Raw genomic sequence first — 17436 nt, forward strand, 5'->3', positions numbered from 1 at the left:
CTGGTCGTCAATAGTAGCCAGACCTGCTGCTTGTCCCCATAGACCGGGCATGATCGCACCCCCAATAATAAATAATAGAGAGGCAGGAATGCCCTGCCCCTCTTGTAACTAACCCTAGTCGGCGGCTGCGCCAGTCAGCACCTTGAGGCAGGCGAAGTCCTCGCCGTTAAACTTGGCTTTTTCGGCGCCCCAGATCATGCCAGTCGAAATACCAACTTTGTTTTTATAATCTCTTTCATCTTCTACCCATTCAGGCTCCTGCGCAATTGCCATGCCGCAGGCCTGTGCCCCCAAGAACAGAGAATGGGCGACGTTCGCGCCAGAAGCGCCGGAGAGAGAAATGTTGATGTTTTCATGACTATGAATCACACAACCATCATATATCCCTGTCATGCCGGTAAAGATCGGGTTTTTGCTCCCACGAACGTTAGCATACTTCTGTGCCTCGTACCAGACCGGATCGGCCCACAGATCGCGTTCCTGCCACGGATGAATGACCATGACAAACAGTTCCTGCCCGTCGACGTTTACAGGGCGCATATTGCAACGCGCACCAGGGTAGCGTTTGCAACCCATTGCATTGCCGGAAGACGCCGTCTTCCACTTCATATGCACTTTTGCCGAAGTGTCGCTGTATACTTCGACAATAATACGTTCCTGAGACGCTACAGTTACCACGTCGCCCACCTTTAATTCGGTGGTAAATTCAGTGGTTGTGCCAGTGATAATGTACGAATCAGCTTGCACAGCAACAGTGCCGGTCAACGTTACATTTACCGGCGATCCGGCCAGCTTTGCCTTGCGTTTTGCCCTGGAAATTAAAGAAGCCGTGAACTTGTCAGTATCAGTGAGCAAGTTCTCGGCTTTACTACCTGCGGATAATTGTCGGTTCGGGCTGGCCGTCGTGGACAGAGCCTTAAAGATATCATAGTCAATCTTTTCTTTCAGCCACATCGACAAGCCATCGCGTCCATCACGGCGCATTTTGAGTTGGGTTTTTTGCTCTTCGAAGCGACCCTTGATGATCGTAGCATGGCGAATCTGATCCACCACAACGCTGAAATCCTGGTACATTAAGGGTTCTTCATTGCCTTCCAGGACATCGTCGCCGGTGACGCCGGGACCGATTAATTTCGGCAGCAGCGGAACGACAATTCTGTCGCCGGCTTCTTTTTTCAGATCCGTCATTTTGGTGATGATGCTATTCGGGCCTTCCCCGATGAATTTATTCCAATACAGTTCCTTCTTGGTAGTTTCCCAAAGTACCCGTCTCCAGTAGCGTTCTACCAGATTCGCTGGTACCCTGGTCTGATTGTCAACTTCCATTTATTTATCCCCCTTCGAACATTCGTTTTAGCCACTTCGGCCATTTCTCGTATGGTTCGGTTTGCATGATTCGGTCAGCCTCAGCATTTCTATTGGTGCCGCTCGAATCGCCCTTGCCACCGATCATGGTACTCCGTGGTTGTTTCTTTAACTCATTGACCTTTTGCGAGGTCGATTTCTTTTTGGGCTGAGCTGTCGGTTTTTGCTCTTCACCCGGCGTTGATTCCTCCGGGGCCTTTCCGGATTGCTGGCGCCATTCCATTTCGGATAAATCCATAAAGGTCTTGAAGGCAAAGACATCATCAGCAGTGCCCTGTCCTTTCCCGACGCGGTCTGCCGCCGGGCCCAAAACCGCCTTTTCAGCATCCGTCAATTTTGCATACCGCTGATTTGCATAGTCGAAGATTTTTTGAGCATCCGGCTTGGACTTGAAGCTGTTCATATAGTCACTGTTCATCTTTTGCCGCTGTTGTTGTTCCGTCTGCCGGGACTGCAACTGTGATTGAACATGCTGACCTATCTGAGTGGAAATGCTTGCAAGTCGGGACGTATCACGTTTAATCAGGTCGGCCTTAATGTCATCCATGGCAGCGCCGTCATCTTCGTCGTACCTGTCCGGTTCACGCCCGAATTTTTCATTGAACGCTTCCTTAGCCCTGGCGGCAATCCGCTCATTCGGGGCATACCCAAACTGCGCCTTGAATTGCTTTTCGGCTTCCGCTTCCATCCACTCAACATAGGCATTGGCCTGTTCTTTTTGCTGTTGTTCGGTTTGTTGTACGTCTTGTTGCTCATTTTGCTGTACGCTTTGTTGTGCGGTCTGTTGTACGGTTTGTTGTGCAATGCGAGACTCAAGCGCCTCTAGCCGTTGTTGTAGATCCTGCCGTTTTTTTCTCTCCGCGTGAAGGGCTTCATACGGAACCTGTTTTACCTTCCCTTTTCCCTTGTCTTTTCCAGCATCAGGGGCAGGTATATCATCGGGTTCCTCTGAGTCCTCGTCGGGTTGGTCATCCTCAGCAGAATCTTCCTCGCCGTCCTCATCGCTCTGATCGTCGTCCTGGTCGTCGCCGGTTTCATCTGCGGCATCGCCATCAGAGTCATCTGACTCTTCGATTTCGTCAGCGTCTTGGTCATCCTCGGCATCCTGGTTGTTATCGGCGCCAGTATCGCCGTCATCTTCTTCGCCGGTTAAACCATTCTCACGGGCGAAATCACTTGCCGCATCAGCATCAAGTTCTTCCAGTTCGCTCATCCAATCAGGCAGTTTTGATTTTTTAGCCATACTTTCCAACCTCCGTTTTACGTCCGGATGGACGATGTATTACGACCGTATCGCCGTCGTCGCGAAAAAAGGGCAATAAAAAAGACCACCACAAACGGTTGGTCTGGTGCGGCCAGTACGCCGGTCGCGCCGCGAATATATGATAATCCGGTTTCCCGGGCTTATCCCTTTAAAACATAGGTAGGTGTGCTGGTAGCCAGCACTGCCTCAGTCAGAGCATTGAGAATATCAATATGACTATTATCAACCACTCTGCCATTGAGTACGTTTTCTGCCATTTTGTTGCATACCTTAGCATAATTCAGACGGAGTTCATTAAACTCCGCCACCGCCGGGTCAGCCGGTTCGGCGACACTAATCACGCCAGGTTCTTGCACGAGTTCTGCCAAGTGTTTCATCTCAGGCGGCGCGTCAACTCTCTCACCGGCCATAGCGGGTACAACCTCGATTTCCTGCGGAACGTCTTTCCTTGCAATACCCGATGGAGCATCAGCCGGAAGTTTTACCGCTTTGCCGATTGCCTTCTCAGCGACTTTTGCTATTTCGGCTTTCTTCTCGGTCTTTGGTCTGGTTTGTCTCATTGACGATCACCCCGATTTAACAGAATTGCATAGATCGACATGACGCTTTGCTCCAATTGGTTTATTGCGTAGGTATCTTTAAACGGACGCTTTTTTTGTTCATCAATTGCCATAAGCGTAAGATCAACGAACTCCTCAATGACCTTCTTCGCTTTCATCTGTAAGTCGGTTTGCGTTTTTGTTTGGATTCCCATATCATTCACCCTCTGCTTAATTATTTATACTTGATTGGTTCCTTCAACGCCACGTTGCTCCCGGCCCATTGTCCGCTTACGCAGCCACAACAGCGCCTCTTCCAATTTGGTAATTGCCAAAGCGTTTTCCCTGCAGGCAAACTGTCCTTTCTGGAAATGCTCCAGCCGGCAGATGACCATGGCAATCAAGTCCTCATTGCAGACGCCATTTACGCCGCATTCTTTAATAGGACCTTCTTGGAAATGAATTTCCGCCAGCGGAATACCGAAGTAGTCATCATGGTTTCCAATGACCGTAAAGCGATGTGGTGCGCCGTATTGCATTTCGCTTCCCGGTTCGTGGTAAACTTCGGTATATTTGCTCGTGAGCAGGTCGTGTTGTAATTTTACATATTTGGTTTCTTCTTTCTCGTAAGTCATTTCAAAGACATCCGGCTTGCATGGGTAGAATTCGCCAACAACACCCTTAATAACGAAATCACCAATTGACGCCAAATGTTCTCCCTCTTTGGTCTTGATAATCAAGCCACCGTGAACTTTATTGTGATCAATGTAAAAATGTTCGCCCACAACATCCATTGGTCTATCATGAGTCCCCGTTAGAAAGTCGAACATTTCCCTATGGTTACTTCCCGTCCATTCCAGAGTTGGAACCTTGACAGGTTTCTTACGGTACCATTGAACCATCTCAACCATCCTTCCGACTATTTAAAAGTCCATAGGTTACACCAGCTTTTGATCGCCAAGTTGATCTTGCAGAATTTCAAGGATCTCGTGCAGACGGTTATTCGCTTCAATCAAAACAGAACCGGTCGTCTGCAGCCGCCCCGCTACGGTGTCAAATGATTCCGGTACACCAGCACCATTGCATGCCTGCTGAGGCTTAGGAAGAGAAACCGCATCCAAAATCTCACGGGCCAGTCGCAGCGTAGTGTCCGCAATGTCCGAAATTTCGTTGAGACTTTTTTCGACTTGGCCTTGTTTTCGCTGGACCTGCTGGGCAGCACAATCGTTTCCATCGTAACCACCGGCAAACGCTCCGGTTATACCGACCCCATACTTCATACCATTCATCTGAAATCATCCTCCTATTTTTTATACTTCGTCGGCTTCCGAAGCAATCACACCCCGGAAGCACTGCGTCAATTCCACAACCGCCGCATAATCCCGCGTCCGATAAAAATCAATGTAAGCGGGGAAGCCGCTCTTTGACGGGTCCGGTAGGTCACACTGTCCCATATGACCGGCCAGTATCACCGTGCAGTCATCATGTACCCGGGTGATAATCTTCTTGAGTTGCGGCTTGGTAAGGTTTTGGGCTTCATCAACCATGATGATCTTATTCCCCTTGAGGTTGCGGCCACGCAGGAAAGTATGCGGCTTTGGGTACACCCAGACATTCCCGTCTTTCCATCCTCCGGAGTTGCTATCTTCGTTTGCATCCTCCCGCGACACGCAGGTCATTGGTCTCTCGCGAATTTCATCCAGTGCATCAAACAGTGGGCCCAGGTATTGATAATACTTGTCCCACAGCGAACCCGGCAAATACCCGAACTCATCTTCACACACATTGGGGAATACATACACAAGATCCCGCTCCATTACTTTGGCGGCCGCTACAGCAAGCAGTGTCTTCCCCGTTCCCGCCTTGGACGGAACCACAATGACCTTTTTGTCAAAAACCGCATCAACATATTGTCTCTGCTTAGCAGTCAGCTTCGGCCCAAGGCCAAAGAACATATGGTCTTTCGGTAGTGGCATGGAATGTCCACCTTTCCTAAGTCTTTCTGCCGCCTTTGCGCTTGTTGCCTCCTTTGCCCTTACAGGTCACGGATATCGCCCCCTCATTACCGCGTTTTCGGCTTTCAGTCCTGATTGCCTTTTCAGTTTAACCAATGCCTTAGCGATATGGTCAATTGAGCGCTCCATCATAGTTTCATCTAATGAACCGTACTCGGTTTTATCAAACATGCAAAAATGTAAATGCAATAATTCATGAACTAATACTATCTCCATATCATACTTAAACGGCGATTGCGGGTAATCAGTCGGATCTAATATTTTGATTGTTGCCAGGGCGGTTTCTTTCGTGTAACAACACTCCCCCTGAGCATTCTTTAAATCAAAATCTCGTTGACGTGCAATGCGCAAAGCCACTTCCCAGCATTCCAGTCTCAGGCGTTGCTGCCATTCCCGACAAAGCACAATCAATTGTTCTTCGCTATAAATATAAGATGTATCCGACTCGCACATGATTCACACTCCTTTGATTATAATGCCGCTCTCATGCTATTAATTACTTGATTCTGCGGTATCGCCGGTCCCTGCCAACTAGGCATTCCTTGTCCCTGAGGTTGGGACTGCGGCATCGGTGGCACCTGCCCTTGTTGTGGCATCTGCTGTTGCATAACCGGTTGTTGTCCGCCGCCCATCATCAGCTGCTGAATGATCGCCATTTGCTGTTCAGGCGGCAATGTCGCAAGTTGCTGTTGCAGGGCTTGCGCCTGCTGTACTATTTGACCCATGTCCACCGGCGGCTGAATCTGAATGCCGGCCTGCGCCGCCGCCTGCATCTTTCCATCCGGCGGTAAGTCCCGATAATTCAGAGATATCCGGGGAGGATTGGTCTGCGGTTGTTGTTTTGCCTGCGCTTCTTGCGCCGCCGCTTGGGCTTGAGCTTCTTTTTCTTCCCGGATTCTTCGGGCAATTTCGTCCCGGCGCGGGATGTCGGACTCTTCGAGTATCACGTCCGGCGGAACCGGTATTCCGGCCTTAACCGCCTCCAGGAGCATATAGTATTGGGCCATGCGCTGAGTGGCAGTTGACGGCGTATCCGTGATGACAATGTCGAATTCACCAACAGACAGGTCATTGATTGTCGTCTCAAACCACTGCCCTGTGTTAGGGTCCTGAATAACCTGTGCGTCATTGACCTGGATAAAATCGTCATGGCCATCTTCGCCGATGATCCGGATAGTTTTGGACTCGGTATAATACTGCGGGATAATCCCCGGGCAGTTCCGTTTGCCCCAAAGAAGATAGAGTATCCTGCGTTTAAACTTCCGCAGATTGTCAAACAGTGCGGCCACATGGGTGATAGCCTGCTTCTGCCGTAGCTCTATTGCCCGGCCAGACTGACCTGCCGCATCTTGGCTACCCATCATGGCCTCGTTAATACCGGTCAACTCCCGGATATCGTTTGTCGATATCTGTTCTTCCTCCGCTACATTGGTCGGATATGGGGAAGGGGTAATTCGTTGCAGGCTGCTTCCCTTCTGGTGTTTGACTACTACACCAGGAGTGGCGCCGAAGTTCCGAATGTTTTGCTCTTGCTCTGGCGTCAGTGCCCCATCTTCGGCGATCCAGCCACTGTTCGCCTGGGTGTTAAGAATATGAAGACGCTGAGAACGCCGTTTGTTGATTTCCCTTTGCGAGTCCTTCATATTCCTGACAACGCCGGACGGGGTATCTCCCTCGCCAATATAGTAAGCGGTGAGCTGCGCATACGGCAGGTCCCTATGCTGGTAAGGGCTCTCAATGTCTTCAAGTTCAATCTGACCCAGCATGACCTTAACACGCACTACCTTCTGCGGCTTTTCGACCGTCTGAGGTTGACCATTGACAATGACCATTTGCGACAGCATGTTGATCTGCACTTGTGATTGCGGGAGCAACGAATCATCCTGCATAACAAAAAACTTGGTCATTCGCTTTTGGCGATACCACATTTCGATGAGCCGGACCTTATGTCCGTCCTTTTGATACCACAATGGCTCCGCTATGTCGCTACCATATGAGTCCTGTTCGTCGGTATCATACTCATGCACCATCTGTTCAATGGCCTCGGCATGCTCCGGGTAGACCTCCATTGCCTCATCTTTATCAACCCAGCGCCCCTCACAGACAAACTTCGCATCCGATAAGTCTGCTTTCCGGCACTCCGGGTCAACATACATAGAAAACGGCGAAACCCGCTTAATTTGGGCCTCACCGTCCATCGTGTCGTAGTCAACCTCATATGTAATTTTTGCGAATCCCCTGCCGGCAATGGCCGCATCCAAGAATATGTCGCTCTCTTCTGACTCGAAGTCGCTGGCATCAAAGACGAAATTAGTCATGCCCTCCCGGACTTTGCACTTTTTCAGGTCGTCGGCAGTGCGGGGCTTGAATGATGGTTCATAGCGGTTCAGGCGCTGATAGCCAGACAGCAGGTTTACCGTGGGCTTAACCCGGTTGATTGTGATGACCGGTCGCCCCTGCTTCCGCAGTTTGTCGATCGCTCCCTCATCCCACTGTATTCCGAAATAAAACTCATAATCTTCCCTGGCTTCTCGCCGCCAGTCCTGCATGCCGTCTACAGCATCCTTAAACCACCGCCGCGCTATTCCCACGCTGATTGGAATTACCTTTGCCAACGTACCACCTCCTTCGGACATAGAGAAACCGCCCGAAGGCGGCGTTATTTAAATACACAAAATTCGTTTTGATCCATCTTTTATATACCAGTGAAAGCAAACCAATGGTCTATATGCATCCATCAAGTCCCACTGCACTTTGTTGTGAATCGAAAGTCTGCCGACTTCAAAGGAGTATTCTTGCTCATCCGTAAACAGAAAGTCACGAAACATGTACAGAATACAGAGAATCGCTAATACGGGGTACACAATTGCAAGCAAGGGAAAGTATGACATCGGGTATTTCCCTTCAACTCGATACAACAAAACAATCATGAACATCCTTGCAACCTATCCTTTCTTGTTTTACGCGCTGGATCTCCGTCCAAGAGCTGCGGCAAACGCCCACAAAATAAAAGTCGTCAGCCAAGGATGCTCGAACATCCAGTCAATGATGGTCCGTTCCATTTATTCGCCCTCCGGCCCTTGCCCATTAACATTTCCTTCTTGCCAGCAAATCATCTTGCCGTCATGGGAAACAGTAGATAGGTCTGTCGGAGCCGGGGACCGATACAGCATTTCCCCTGCTTGCGGTAGTCGTCTTCCGCAGAATGGGCAATAAGCAATCGCGACATTAAAGTACGTATCTGGCGCATACAGTCTCCATCCAGTATTGTATTTTTTTATTTTCCAATCACCAAAAATAATATCGTGGCATTGATGCAGCATTGTGCCAACAGGTTCTCCCTGGCGGGATCGTTTAGCGTCGATCATCTCGGATTTTCGCCGACAGATGGCGGCAGCAATAACAGCCGCCATGTCTTCTTTGATATCCTGCGTTATGAATCCGTAAGCATCTCCGTCCGCAAACGTCACGACATATTCTCTGGCGTTGCCGGAATCAACCAGATCAGACTTAATTGAAATTATTGCCGGTATCTCCATACTGCTATTCCCCTCCCATAGTCGCCCGGGTTCTCCGGTATTCTATCGCCATTTCCGCAATTTCTGCCCTTGATAAGTGCTGACCACGTTTTTTGACGGACTCCCTTACTTTAATTTGCCGCCCATCGTCGAAGAAAACAACATGGTCAATAAACATTGCGCGGCCAGCTTCTCCACGCACACCAATGATCGATGTAATTTTAGGCCTGTTCATCACTATCACTACTCCATATCCTGCACGACTAATAATCATCGTTGCGACCAATAACCATTCTTATGTAAATTGCACTTTGTTGATTTTACTGGCCTTGCAGGCTTTATGTTTGGGAAATACCGTTAAGTTTACAATAAAATCATCGTTGTTTACCGTAATCGGTAAGATTTTCGGGTGGCGGCGTCTGCATGAGGCGCAATCCTACCTCTACAATCTCCGTCTCAACGTCTAAAATCCTGTCTCTGACTACGGCATAGGGCTCACCATTGATCACTACTTTGCCTATAACGTCAGACATTTTACCTTCCCCCTAACGGTCCCATGACAATAGTACTAAATTAAAAATCGCCCACGACATGAAGTACGTTGCTCTCACATAGTCGTCCATGCCAATCACTGAGACAAGAGACATGATTATGCAGGTAGAAACAATAATTTTGAGTATTGCGTCCATATTTTCTCCTTTGCATTTACTTTTTTTCTTTGGAGGAAATGAACTGCCCCGCCTTTCGACGGGGCCTATCACCCTAAAGACTAAACACCATACCCCTATCCCACCCCCTGCCACCGCATTGTGGCAGTCTCCATCCTATCCTATGCTGTTTTCAGAATCAGCCGAATCGCCGTCCGCTCTTGGGCATCGATCTCCACCGTGGCAAACGCTGGCACGCAAACAAGGTCAATTCCATTCGGCGCCACAAACCCTCTTGCAATCGCAATAGCTTTCATAGCCTGATTCAATGCTCCTGCGCCTACTGCCTGGATCTCAAAGCTTTTCCCGTCGCGAATCATGCCGGCAATCGCGCCGGCCACCTTGTTAGAATCGGATTTTGCAGCTACCTTAATCATTTCACTCATAATTTTCTTCTCTCCCTTTTGAATAATTTTTCGTTTTATTTTTATATAACCCCGGCATTTTGATCATTTTATGCACGGAATTGTATAACTATTTACATTGCCATCCAGTCAAGTCCATTGTCACGCTTGCGACTGTATGCGTCTCGCTTGCCTTCTGGTTCTGGCTTCTTCGGCGTCCACGGTCGTGACGTCAAGGCATAGGCAGTTTCGTCGAAGCAATGATCCTCTCCGGTTGTATCGACCTTCTCAGGTTGCCGCTTATCATGCGTTAAGACCGGTATAGTACGGATATTGTGGAAACAAGTCTCGAAAAAGACGATCCCCGGAACCTGTTTACCATCACGCCCTTTGTATCCATCCAGTCGCAACTTCAGCTGCTCTGCACCATTTTCCCGGCCTTTCTCTGATTTAGCGAATGTGGTCTTTTTATACTCTGACAAAACATTGTTGATTTCTTCGGCCACAGTAGGCCCAGTCGTACCAGATGCATTCCAGCACGCACTATCAAGTACCCCATATGAAATTTCCCTATCTTCCTTTTCTGCCTCGACTATCTTCATTGCAACCTGCCTGGCGTTTTCTCCAGTTCCCACGTTCGGCTTGCCTCCATAGCCATACAATTCACGGTACTTCCAAATCATGGAGTCATAATCAACCGCATACCACCCAACTGCGTATGGCCGGTAACTCCCCCAGTCCATCGACCTGAACCGCAACCATCCTGTCGGGATTGCAAAAGGCTTGCACACATGGATCGTTTTACTCCAGGAAGTAAAAAAGCGTCCTCCAGTGACGCCCCATTCTCCCTCGCCGTATACTTTATACCCTTCTGGATCTTGAATCTTACGCAGTTCCATGCGTCGATAGTATGCTTCGTCAATAAACCGGTTGTCTCGGTATGTGCTATGGTGCGTAAAAATGTCAGGACTTTCAATATCAAAGTATTTCGCTTTAATCCAATGATTCGCGTCAACCGGGTTGAAGCTGAATGTCATTTGGTAATACAAATTAGGATTCAGCAGTTCGCCGCGCAGGCGGTCGTCAAGGATGTCAACATCGTCCTCATCGAACTCAGTGGCTTCCTCAAGCCATATCCAGCAGAGTTTCCCACGTTCAAACGTGACGGACTTAATCTTTTCTCGTTGGCTATCGTCTTTCATGCCACGAAAGATGATTTTATTTCCTGTTTTGTTGCACACCATTTCAAGCGGGCTCTGCCTAACTGTCCACAACGCACTAGCCATGTCACCGCAAACACGGTTGATTGCGGCCTTGACTTCTGCGTATGTGCTATCTCGGTTTGATTCGTCAATCTTTCTGACTACCAGGAGATTCGCTCCGGCGTATTTATCATCCATCAGCTTTACAACAAAGTCCTGGGCTATATCGACCGACTTCCCGCTACCGGCACTACCCTTTGCCGCACGATATCGGCACCTTGTCCTGTTGAATTCGCGAAAAATGGGATTAAACTGGACGCGAATGACATTAGCCATCTGCACCATCGCCGTAATCTATAATGATACGGGTTTCAGTTTCTATCGGTTTACCATCTTTGCCGGTATGCTCGATTTGTTTTTGGTCCTTATATAGACCTTTTAGTTCGAAAAACAGCTTTATTGCGCTGGTATCACCTATCTTGCATTTGCGCACCAGTGCCTTCCAGACTTCATTTATTTCACTGTTGGTGTATTTATCGATCTGTTTATTGAGATAGTTTACAAACCTTTCATCCTTCATCCACCGGTAAAAAACCTGTTCTGTTAGTCCAGCGGCTTTTATCTTCTCCGCCTTTGACCTTCTATCGTCAGGATTTAAAAGCATCTCAGTCACTCTGACCAATTCAGGCCGTGGTGTCCAAACACTAACGGTTTTTGGTCTTTTTCTTTCCTGGCTTTTTTTCGTTTGCTTTTCCTGCGTCATCATCTCCACCACCGTATTCACTCAATATGTCAGGAATATCTATCGTCCTGTACGGGTCATTCCAATCAAGGCCGTATTGCCTTAGTATCATCGAAAAGTCCTCTATATCATGGGGCCTAATCTTTCCATCGTCCTTGATATGCAACAACTCGTGCAGCATCAATACCTTTTTCTGGTTTTCCGTCAAGTCCTGGACGTGCGGATCGTAAAACGTCACTATATACCGGTAATCCATCAGTGCCCTAAACGGCCCTGTAACCATCCGGCAATCAGCAAATACTACTCCACCGGTTTTTCTGTCTATCTTCGGTTCGTATGACAGCACATAGCAAATGTTCTCCCTGCCGATATACTCATCAATATAAAAGAGCTCCGGCCTTTTGGAGATAACTCTGTCTCCTAGTTGCCGTAGCTCTTCTGATATTTCACAATCATAGCACTGGATCTCTTCGGTATTATAATCCTTCTCCAGGTATCCATCATGTCCGGGGACTTCCAGCGATATGTCAAACCGCTTTTTCTCATCTACTTCCATTTCTGTTTTGGAGCGTCTCGTTACTATCCTTCCTTTGACTGGGACAATGACTCTATCTCCCTCTACATACATCAGTTCCCACCGACTTCGCTATGTTCTGTTGATTAAGTTTAATCCACATCGCTTTCACTTCCTCGTGCAAATAATAAAGCCACCCAGATTTATTCTGAGTGGCTTTTGTCTTCTGCCCTGGTGTACTAGCCCAGGGCATTGTATGAAAGGAGGGCAACAGCATGGTGGATTTTCGGTTCATCCACACTTTTATTATATCTGCTTTTCTCCTATTTGTTGCGATTGTTTTGCGATGATTTTCACCCGGCAGCAATTAGTAGCTTATCACCTATAAATTCGGTTACCTCGTCCATCTCTATGTATATGAGATAGGCGGCTGTCCCAGGGTCGTCTAAGTGATTTGTTTTGGTCTTTCGCTGCCCTTCCCAACCAACCTCCGTCCCCTCTTTAGCCATGGCATTTAACTGCACCAGGCTAATAACATCAGGATCGCCCGTTAGGCGTCCATCTTCCCATGTCACCTCTACGTCTTGTCCGTGTATCATGCCCTTAACGGTATATTTCATAGTTGCCGCCCCCTATTCTTCCTTCATTCCTTTTAGAACATGTGTTTGTTATCATCATATCACCGAACAAACGTTTTGTAAAGAAGTTGGCTGATGGTAAATAAACGAAAGCCCCTACCTCTCGGCAGGGGCACGGTCACTGCTTTTGTATACTCTTCTGTGATAATTCCAGTATGCTTACCAATACCGGTATTTCTTTAATTGATAGATAGTAAATTACCCAACAATCACCCTGCTTCGTTGTGTGCAATGCCGGCTTTTTCGGGGTAGTGCCAATGTTTTTCGCAAAATACTGATCAATATGATAGACAATATCCTGACTGCCATAAATACGTAAACGCGGCGATCGAATAACATCACCCTTTCTAGTCTTTCTCTTCCAGGTATCTACAACGCTTTTTGTATAGCAGTATCCTCGGATAAACTCAATATGATCGATTTCTCCTGTAGGGTATAGCCTGGACTTATCCATTCGCCCCGTCCACCCCAGTTGTAATAGCTTTTGACAAAAGGGATGATCCAAACGTATGCGCAAACCTATTTTGCCGACTGTCGGACTGAACGGACGTGACCTAGTATTGATCGTTTCAGCTATGGTTTGCAAAAGTTCCCTATCGTGATAACGGATATATAGACGGGCATCGGATATAGTTCCAATGCCCCAGACAAACCCTATGATCCAATCCTCGGTCATCATTGTCCCATCGATTCGATCAACGCCAGGCGCTCTGTCGGCGACCACCCAGCAGCCTTTTCAGACAGAGCCTTCCTTTCCTCCGCTGTGCCGGTGGCGGCGTCCAGAATACTGTCCTGCATGTATTTTATGCTCAGATCGCTGACCATACTGCCGCAGACGACTTCGCTCATGATCATCGTTTCTTCCTCGGTCAGTGCCGGTGCCGGAGTCAGTTTGAGCATTATTTCATACCGTTCCACCACGTCCCCTAGTCTCTGACTAAATCCACCGGATCGTCTATTCTTTGGGCTTGACGCGTCCGGAAGTGATTCCTGCAGGCGGATCAGCGGGTCATTCATCCATATTGTTTTCTTCACAGTTTGGTCCCTCCTGTAATTCGCATATAAGCATTTTAAACTCTTCCATGTAAGATATTTTATATGTTGCGGGGAGTTTAATCCCACATTCCACCAAAGCGTCCTTTGTTAGCTTTGACACAACATACAGTGCGCTCCCCCGGGGCTGTTTTGTCAATTTATACGTTTTCCCTTTTTTGACGGCTATGGTCTTTGCATCATCACCCACGATACCTACATCAATACGGTCCCCTACTCCACAACCAATTGTATTTTGCAGATTCGCCGCAGGGTTAAAAGACAGCATGTTATGCTTGGATATTTTTAGCAAGGGTGTTTTATCCCTGTAAATCGTGTTCTTTTTAGGCACACCTTTTTTACTAATCCAAGTAATATTTTTCCCAAAGTCGCGCTGAGGCTTTCTATTTTCATAATTTTCCCTTTCTTTTTTGTTGTGATTCTTGCGCAAACACTCTGGGTCATCGCAGACAACACGAGCATGCCCAGTTAAAGGTTTATCGCAATATCTACAAAACAAGCCATTTGGAGGGCCGTTATTTGCCATTTCCTTGCGCTTTACCCTTTTAATCCTCTCCCGGCACTGCTCGCATGTCGCAAGCCCTTCTGCCAGAGGATTTTTGCGGCATACAGGGCAAATGCCCTTATCAATAAAGCTCTGCCGGTACGCTTTTTTGTAACATGTTTGACAGAGTCCCTTGATTTGGGCGTCTCTAATGCCGCAATTGGAGCACTTATCTGTTTCCATTATCTTTCTCTCCAATATTGCAGGGTCCTTGCGGCCCCGTCATTCATTGCGCCGGGATTCGCCGCCCGGCTCGGCATGTGTTTTTAGTACCGTTCTACTACCCGATCAACCTCGTCATAATCATACTGGTCAAGTTCTTTATCAACGCCGTCTGCGTCTTTTCTGGTGTTAAAAATCCAGTACACCGTGTATTCATCTCCGCATTCGTCAACCGCACTGGCCGACATCTCAAAATCATAATCGCCGTTGTCATCCGGGTCATTGTAGCCGTTGTGTTGGATTAATCTGCCGGTAAGGTCTGCTTGACTGGTTAGGATGTACTTTTTGCCTTCAAACTCCACGCTGCCAAATTCTCTTTCCGTTTTTACCAAATCCATAATATTATCCTCCTTGCGGCTGCGCTGTGCCAGCCGTCTCAGTTTATTTGAGGTATTTCCTTACCTCTTGATTATATATTACTATATATACGTATATGTGTCAATATGTTTTTGTGGTTATTTTTATCTATTTGCAAAAAAATAAAGGCCCCGACCAGAGCCGGGGCTAATCTATTTTTTCTTATTGATAGGCTTGTCGAGAGCCTTTCGAATCATGTATTCATTTACCGGCAGTCCCGTTACGGCTGCCTTTTCGACAATCCCTTTCCATTCGGCGTCTGTGGCCTTTATCGGCTGCCTGGCCTTTCGCCGGTCCAGTACCGGCGGCCTGCCAACCTTTCCACTGCTGGCAGCGTCATCGGGGATATACCAGCGGCCAGACTGCGGGTCTTGGAAGGCTCCAGGATATTTCCCGTTCGTGCAGTTTCGAGTCACCATCTGACGGGATATTCCCCTTTCCTTCGCGAAGTCGGCTGCCGTAAGAAATCCGTCCGGAACTGAAATCTGGCCATCAAACCATGAATCCTGCTGTCGCTTGGCACATTCTGTTGACTCGCATATTCGGGCGCGGCCGATGGTCGGCCGGCCGCAAAATGGACAATTAGACATACGTGTCACTCCTCCTCGGGGTATTCGCCATAAATGTTCGGAACATCCAGCGGGATAAGCCATGATCTCCCCGTGCTGGGGTACGCTACCCGGCCTACGTGCCATTCATGAAAAATAGTATCCTGTTCAAAAAACCAATGATGATCTAAGTCGGTTGTGTTAAGAATTTCCACCGCCCAATGCATGGAGGCTCGGGCGTTTTCCAGTTCGCGAATTATAACCGGGTCGGAACTTGCCTCTTTTTCAAAATGATTTATAGTATTAGTTCGACCCTTCATTTTGGCTAAAACCCTTTCAAAATTTTCCACTTTCATTCCTCCTTCTGCCGGGTTTAGCCGCCCGGCTCGGCGTATTCTTTACAGGCCAAGGGCTTCGCGTAATTCGGCTACAACTTCCTCGGCTGCTTCTGCGGTAACTTCGTCGGGGTCGTCTCGGTGGAGTCCTACACAAACCTCAATATGGTCTGCGATCTCTTGAGCGGTTCCGATCATAGCACCGTGGTCGTGGGCCGGCGAGTTTAACATTTCGGTTGATACTTCAACTACTTCTTCTCCTGTGCGGCAAGTCCATATGTAGATGTAATGTTTTTCGTCGATCTGCCCGATCATGTATCGGGTTTGGTACAGTTCTTCGCTCAGAATGTCGGTGATAGTTTCAAACTGAATCGTGCTTTTCATTTTCATTTCCTCCGTAAGCCGGAGCCTTGTCGCTCCTGCGCTCTCCCTTATCTTTAATTTAAGTATATACCATAATTATTTCAACGTCAATAAGGAATTGAAACTTTTTATAGAAAAAATAAAGCTCCAGACCGAAGTCCGGGGCGCATCTGTTAAGAAAGGGATTTTTGGACCATCTTGATCGTTTTTCTTATGCCGGGTAGTGCCAGATCATCTTTCGGCGCCTCCCGGTATTCACAAAAGAGATCGTTTTCCTCGTTAAATGCCGCATTGGCCCTCTGTTTTACCGTCGTCCCTTTCATCGACTCACTAATCTTTGCCATGGACACTCATCCTTTCTACGGTATCCCGCGACCATCCCGGCGAACGCCGGTAGGTTTCGGCCTGGTCCCTCCAAGCTCTCATTCAGGCGGGGTTAGGCAAAGAACCTGCAATTACACTCACTGCAAACATATTCACTTACTCCGTACTCTTCTTCCCACTTATCTGCATGTTCGTCCCATTCTCCAATTTCGATATATGCAGGGCGGGTGCTGGATACAGTTTCTTTTCCGCAGAAGGGGCAAAACTTTGCAAACATTCTCCATCCATCCTTTCACTTTTACACTTCCCGTGTAGCCATCTTCAGGCGGGGTCATTTTCTTCAACGCAACTATCGTCTACTATATAGGGAATATCCTCGCTGCCGTCCCTTGTCCAAGTCAGCGTATAATCTTGCTGAGCTTTTCCCACGGCTAAGTCCATAGCCTCCTGTAGTGTTTGCGCTTGTACTTGGATAATCGTACTTTCTGTGCAATCTCTCGTTACCAATACGTCCCATGTTTTCATTTTTTTCTCCTTTCCGCATTACCCCGGCTAGGCCGGGGCTGAATCAGAATACTCTTTCCATTGTCCATTCCGGCCCGGCTCCTGCAGCGACCTGCTCCGGCAAATATATGTAGATTGCCGTGTTGGTGTAGCCTTTGCCGCGCCTGGTCTTTTCTACTTTGCCACCTTCCTGCAGCACAAAATCGAAATATGCCTTTTTAACGGCGGCTGCCGGGCTGTTCGCTTCGATGGTCATTATGTGTGGTCGGTTTGGGAGGTAGTTATTATAGACGTTGTATTTGTATTTCATTGGCTTTTTTCTCCCCTTCGCGGCGGGC

General features: G+C 48.0%; 27 protein-coding genes. All 27 read right to left on the reverse strand.

Annotated elements, in window-relative coordinates; translation table 11 throughout:
* Positions 1–114: 114 nt before the first annotated feature.
* On the reverse strand, positions 115–1326 hold the full coding sequence (locus ALO_RS11705; RefSeq protein WP_004096064.1) for a N4-gp56 family major capsid protein: 1212 nt from the start codon (positions 1324–1326) through the stop codon (positions 115–117).
* A gap of 4 nt (positions 1327–1330) precedes the next feature.
* On the reverse strand, positions 1331–2608 hold the full coding sequence (locus tag ALO_RS20915) for a hypothetical protein (RefSeq protein ID WP_004096066.1): 1278 nt from the start codon (positions 2606–2608) through the stop codon (positions 1331–1333).
* Positions 2609–2769: 161 nt separating this feature from the next.
* A complete protein-coding gene (locus ALO_RS11715; RefSeq protein WP_004096068.1) occupies positions 2770–3189 on the reverse strand; it encodes a hypothetical protein in 420 nt (139 codons plus the stop codon).
* Positions 3186–3383: a hypothetical protein gene (locus ALO_RS11720; protein ID WP_004096071.1), complete on the reverse strand. Its 198-nt coding sequence runs from the start codon at positions 3381–3383 to the stop codon at positions 3186–3188. The genes ALO_RS11715 and ALO_RS11720 overlap by 4 nt, the downstream gene beginning before the upstream one ends.
* Before the next feature lie 24 nt (positions 3384–3407).
* Positions 3408–4070, reverse strand: coding sequence for a hypothetical protein (locus ALO_RS22835; RefSeq protein ID WP_202945773.1), 663 nt, complete (start codon positions 4068–4070; stop codon positions 3408–3410).
* A 36-nt stretch (positions 4071–4106) separates the two neighbouring features.
* Complete coding sequence (locus ALO_RS11735; protein ID WP_004096075.1) at positions 4107–4457, reverse strand: hypothetical protein; 351 nt, start codon at positions 4455–4457, stop codon at positions 4107–4109.
* A 21-nt stretch (positions 4458–4478) separates the two neighbouring features.
* Positions 4479–5144 carry a PhoH family protein gene (locus ALO_RS11740; protein WP_004096077.1) on the reverse strand — a complete coding sequence of 222 codons (666 nt, stop codon included), beginning with the start codon at positions 5142–5144 and terminating at the stop codon, positions 4479–4481.
* Between the two features lie 66 nt (positions 5145–5210).
* Positions 5211–5636: a hypothetical protein gene (locus tag ALO_RS11745; protein ID WP_004096079.1), complete on the reverse strand. Its 426-nt coding sequence runs from the start codon at positions 5634–5636 to the stop codon at positions 5211–5213.
* 17 nt (positions 5637–5653) lie between these two features.
* Positions 5654–7798 carry a portal protein gene (locus ALO_RS11750; RefSeq protein WP_004096081.1) on the reverse strand — a complete coding sequence of 715 codons (2145 nt, stop codon included), beginning with the start codon at positions 7796–7798 and terminating at the stop codon, positions 5654–5656.
* A 447-nt stretch (positions 7799–8245) separates the two neighbouring features.
* Entirely contained in the window at positions 8246–8722 is a 477-nt protein-coding gene (locus ALO_RS11760) for a hypothetical protein (RefSeq protein ID WP_004096089.1), read from the reverse strand.
* Between the two features lie 4 nt (positions 8723–8726).
* A complete protein-coding gene (locus ALO_RS11765) occupies positions 8727–8936 on the reverse strand; it encodes a hypothetical protein (protein ID WP_004096092.1) in 210 nt (69 codons plus the stop codon).
* A gap of 139 nt (positions 8937–9075) precedes the next feature.
* On the reverse strand, positions 9076–9234 hold the full coding sequence (locus ALO_RS22485; RefSeq protein WP_004096094.1) for a hypothetical protein: 159 nt from the start codon (positions 9232–9234) through the stop codon (positions 9076–9078).
* 296 nt (positions 9235–9530) lie between these two features.
* Positions 9531–9794: a stage V sporulation protein S gene (locus tag ALO_RS11770; RefSeq protein WP_004096098.1), complete on the reverse strand. Its 264-nt coding sequence runs from the start codon at positions 9792–9794 to the stop codon at positions 9531–9533.
* Between the two features lie 92 nt (positions 9795–9886).
* On the reverse strand, positions 9887–11299 hold the full coding sequence (locus tag ALO_RS21775; RefSeq protein ID WP_083821085.1) for a PBSX family phage terminase large subunit: 1413 nt from the start codon (positions 11297–11299) through the stop codon (positions 9887–9889).
* Positions 11283–11720, reverse strand: coding sequence for a phBC6A51 family helix-turn-helix protein (locus tag ALO_RS11780; protein WP_083821086.1), 438 nt, complete (start codon positions 11718–11720; stop codon positions 11283–11285). The genes ALO_RS21775 and ALO_RS11780 overlap by 17 nt, the downstream gene beginning before the upstream one ends.
* Positions 11659–12324 (reverse strand): putative metallopeptidase, encoded by a 666-nt coding sequence (locus ALO_RS11785; protein WP_004096104.1) that lies wholly within the window; start codon positions 12322–12324, stop codon positions 11659–11661. Before ALO_RS11785 ends, ALO_RS11780 begins: the two co-directional genes overlap by 62 nt.
* Before the next feature lie 239 nt (positions 12325–12563).
* Positions 12564–12830, reverse strand: coding sequence for a hypothetical protein (locus tag ALO_RS11795; protein WP_004096111.1), 267 nt, complete (start codon positions 12828–12830; stop codon positions 12564–12566).
* Positions 12831–12966: 136 nt separating this feature from the next.
* Entirely contained in the window at positions 12967–13302 is a 336-nt protein-coding gene (locus ALO_RS22100) for a hypothetical protein (protein WP_139025385.1), read from the reverse strand.
* 221 nt (positions 13303–13523) lie between these two features.
* Entirely contained in the window at positions 13524–13883 is a 360-nt protein-coding gene (locus tag ALO_RS11805; RefSeq protein WP_004096114.1) for a hypothetical protein, read from the reverse strand.
* Positions 13858–14628 (reverse strand): hypothetical protein, encoded by a 771-nt coding sequence (locus ALO_RS11810; protein WP_004096117.1) that lies wholly within the window; start codon positions 14626–14628, stop codon positions 13858–13860. The genes ALO_RS11805 and ALO_RS11810 overlap by 26 nt, the downstream gene beginning before the upstream one ends.
* Positions 14629–14711: 83 nt before the next feature.
* Positions 14712–15005 (reverse strand): hypothetical protein, encoded by a 294-nt coding sequence (locus ALO_RS11815; RefSeq protein WP_004096119.1) that lies wholly within the window; start codon positions 15003–15005, stop codon positions 14712–14714.
* 171 nt (positions 15006–15176) lie between these two features.
* Positions 15177–15614, reverse strand: coding sequence for a plasmid mobilization protein (locus tag ALO_RS11820; RefSeq protein ID WP_004096120.1), 438 nt, complete (start codon positions 15612–15614; stop codon positions 15177–15179).
* Between the two features lie 5 nt (positions 15615–15619).
* A complete protein-coding gene (locus ALO_RS11825) occupies positions 15620–15922 on the reverse strand; it encodes a hypothetical protein (protein ID WP_040293270.1) in 303 nt (100 codons plus the stop codon).
* A gap of 48 nt (positions 15923–15970) precedes the next feature.
* On the reverse strand, positions 15971–16291 hold the full coding sequence (locus ALO_RS11830) for a La RNA-binding domain-containing protein (protein ID WP_004096122.1): 321 nt from the start codon (positions 16289–16291) through the stop codon (positions 15971–15973).
* A 152-nt stretch (positions 16292–16443) separates the two neighbouring features.
* Positions 16444–16614, reverse strand: a complete 171-nt coding sequence (locus ALO_RS22490; protein ID WP_004096130.1) for a hypothetical protein — start codon at positions 16612–16614, stop codon at positions 16444–16446.
* 301 nt (positions 16615–16915) lie between these two features.
* The gene (locus ALO_RS11835; RefSeq protein ID WP_004096134.1) at positions 16916–17119 is read right to left on the reverse strand and encodes a hypothetical protein; all 204 of its coding nucleotides are present in this window, start codon (positions 17117–17119) and stop codon (positions 16916–16918) included.
* A 43-nt stretch (positions 17120–17162) separates the two neighbouring features.
* Positions 17163–17408: a hypothetical protein gene (locus tag ALO_RS11840; protein ID WP_004096136.1), complete on the reverse strand. Its 246-nt coding sequence runs from the start codon at positions 17406–17408 to the stop codon at positions 17163–17165.
* Positions 17409–17436: the final 28 nt, after the last annotated feature.

It is taken from the genome of Acetonema longum DSM 6540 (genome assembly GCF_000219125.1).
Lineage (GTDB): Bacteria > Bacillota > Negativicutes > Sporomusales > Acetonemataceae > Acetonema > Acetonema longum.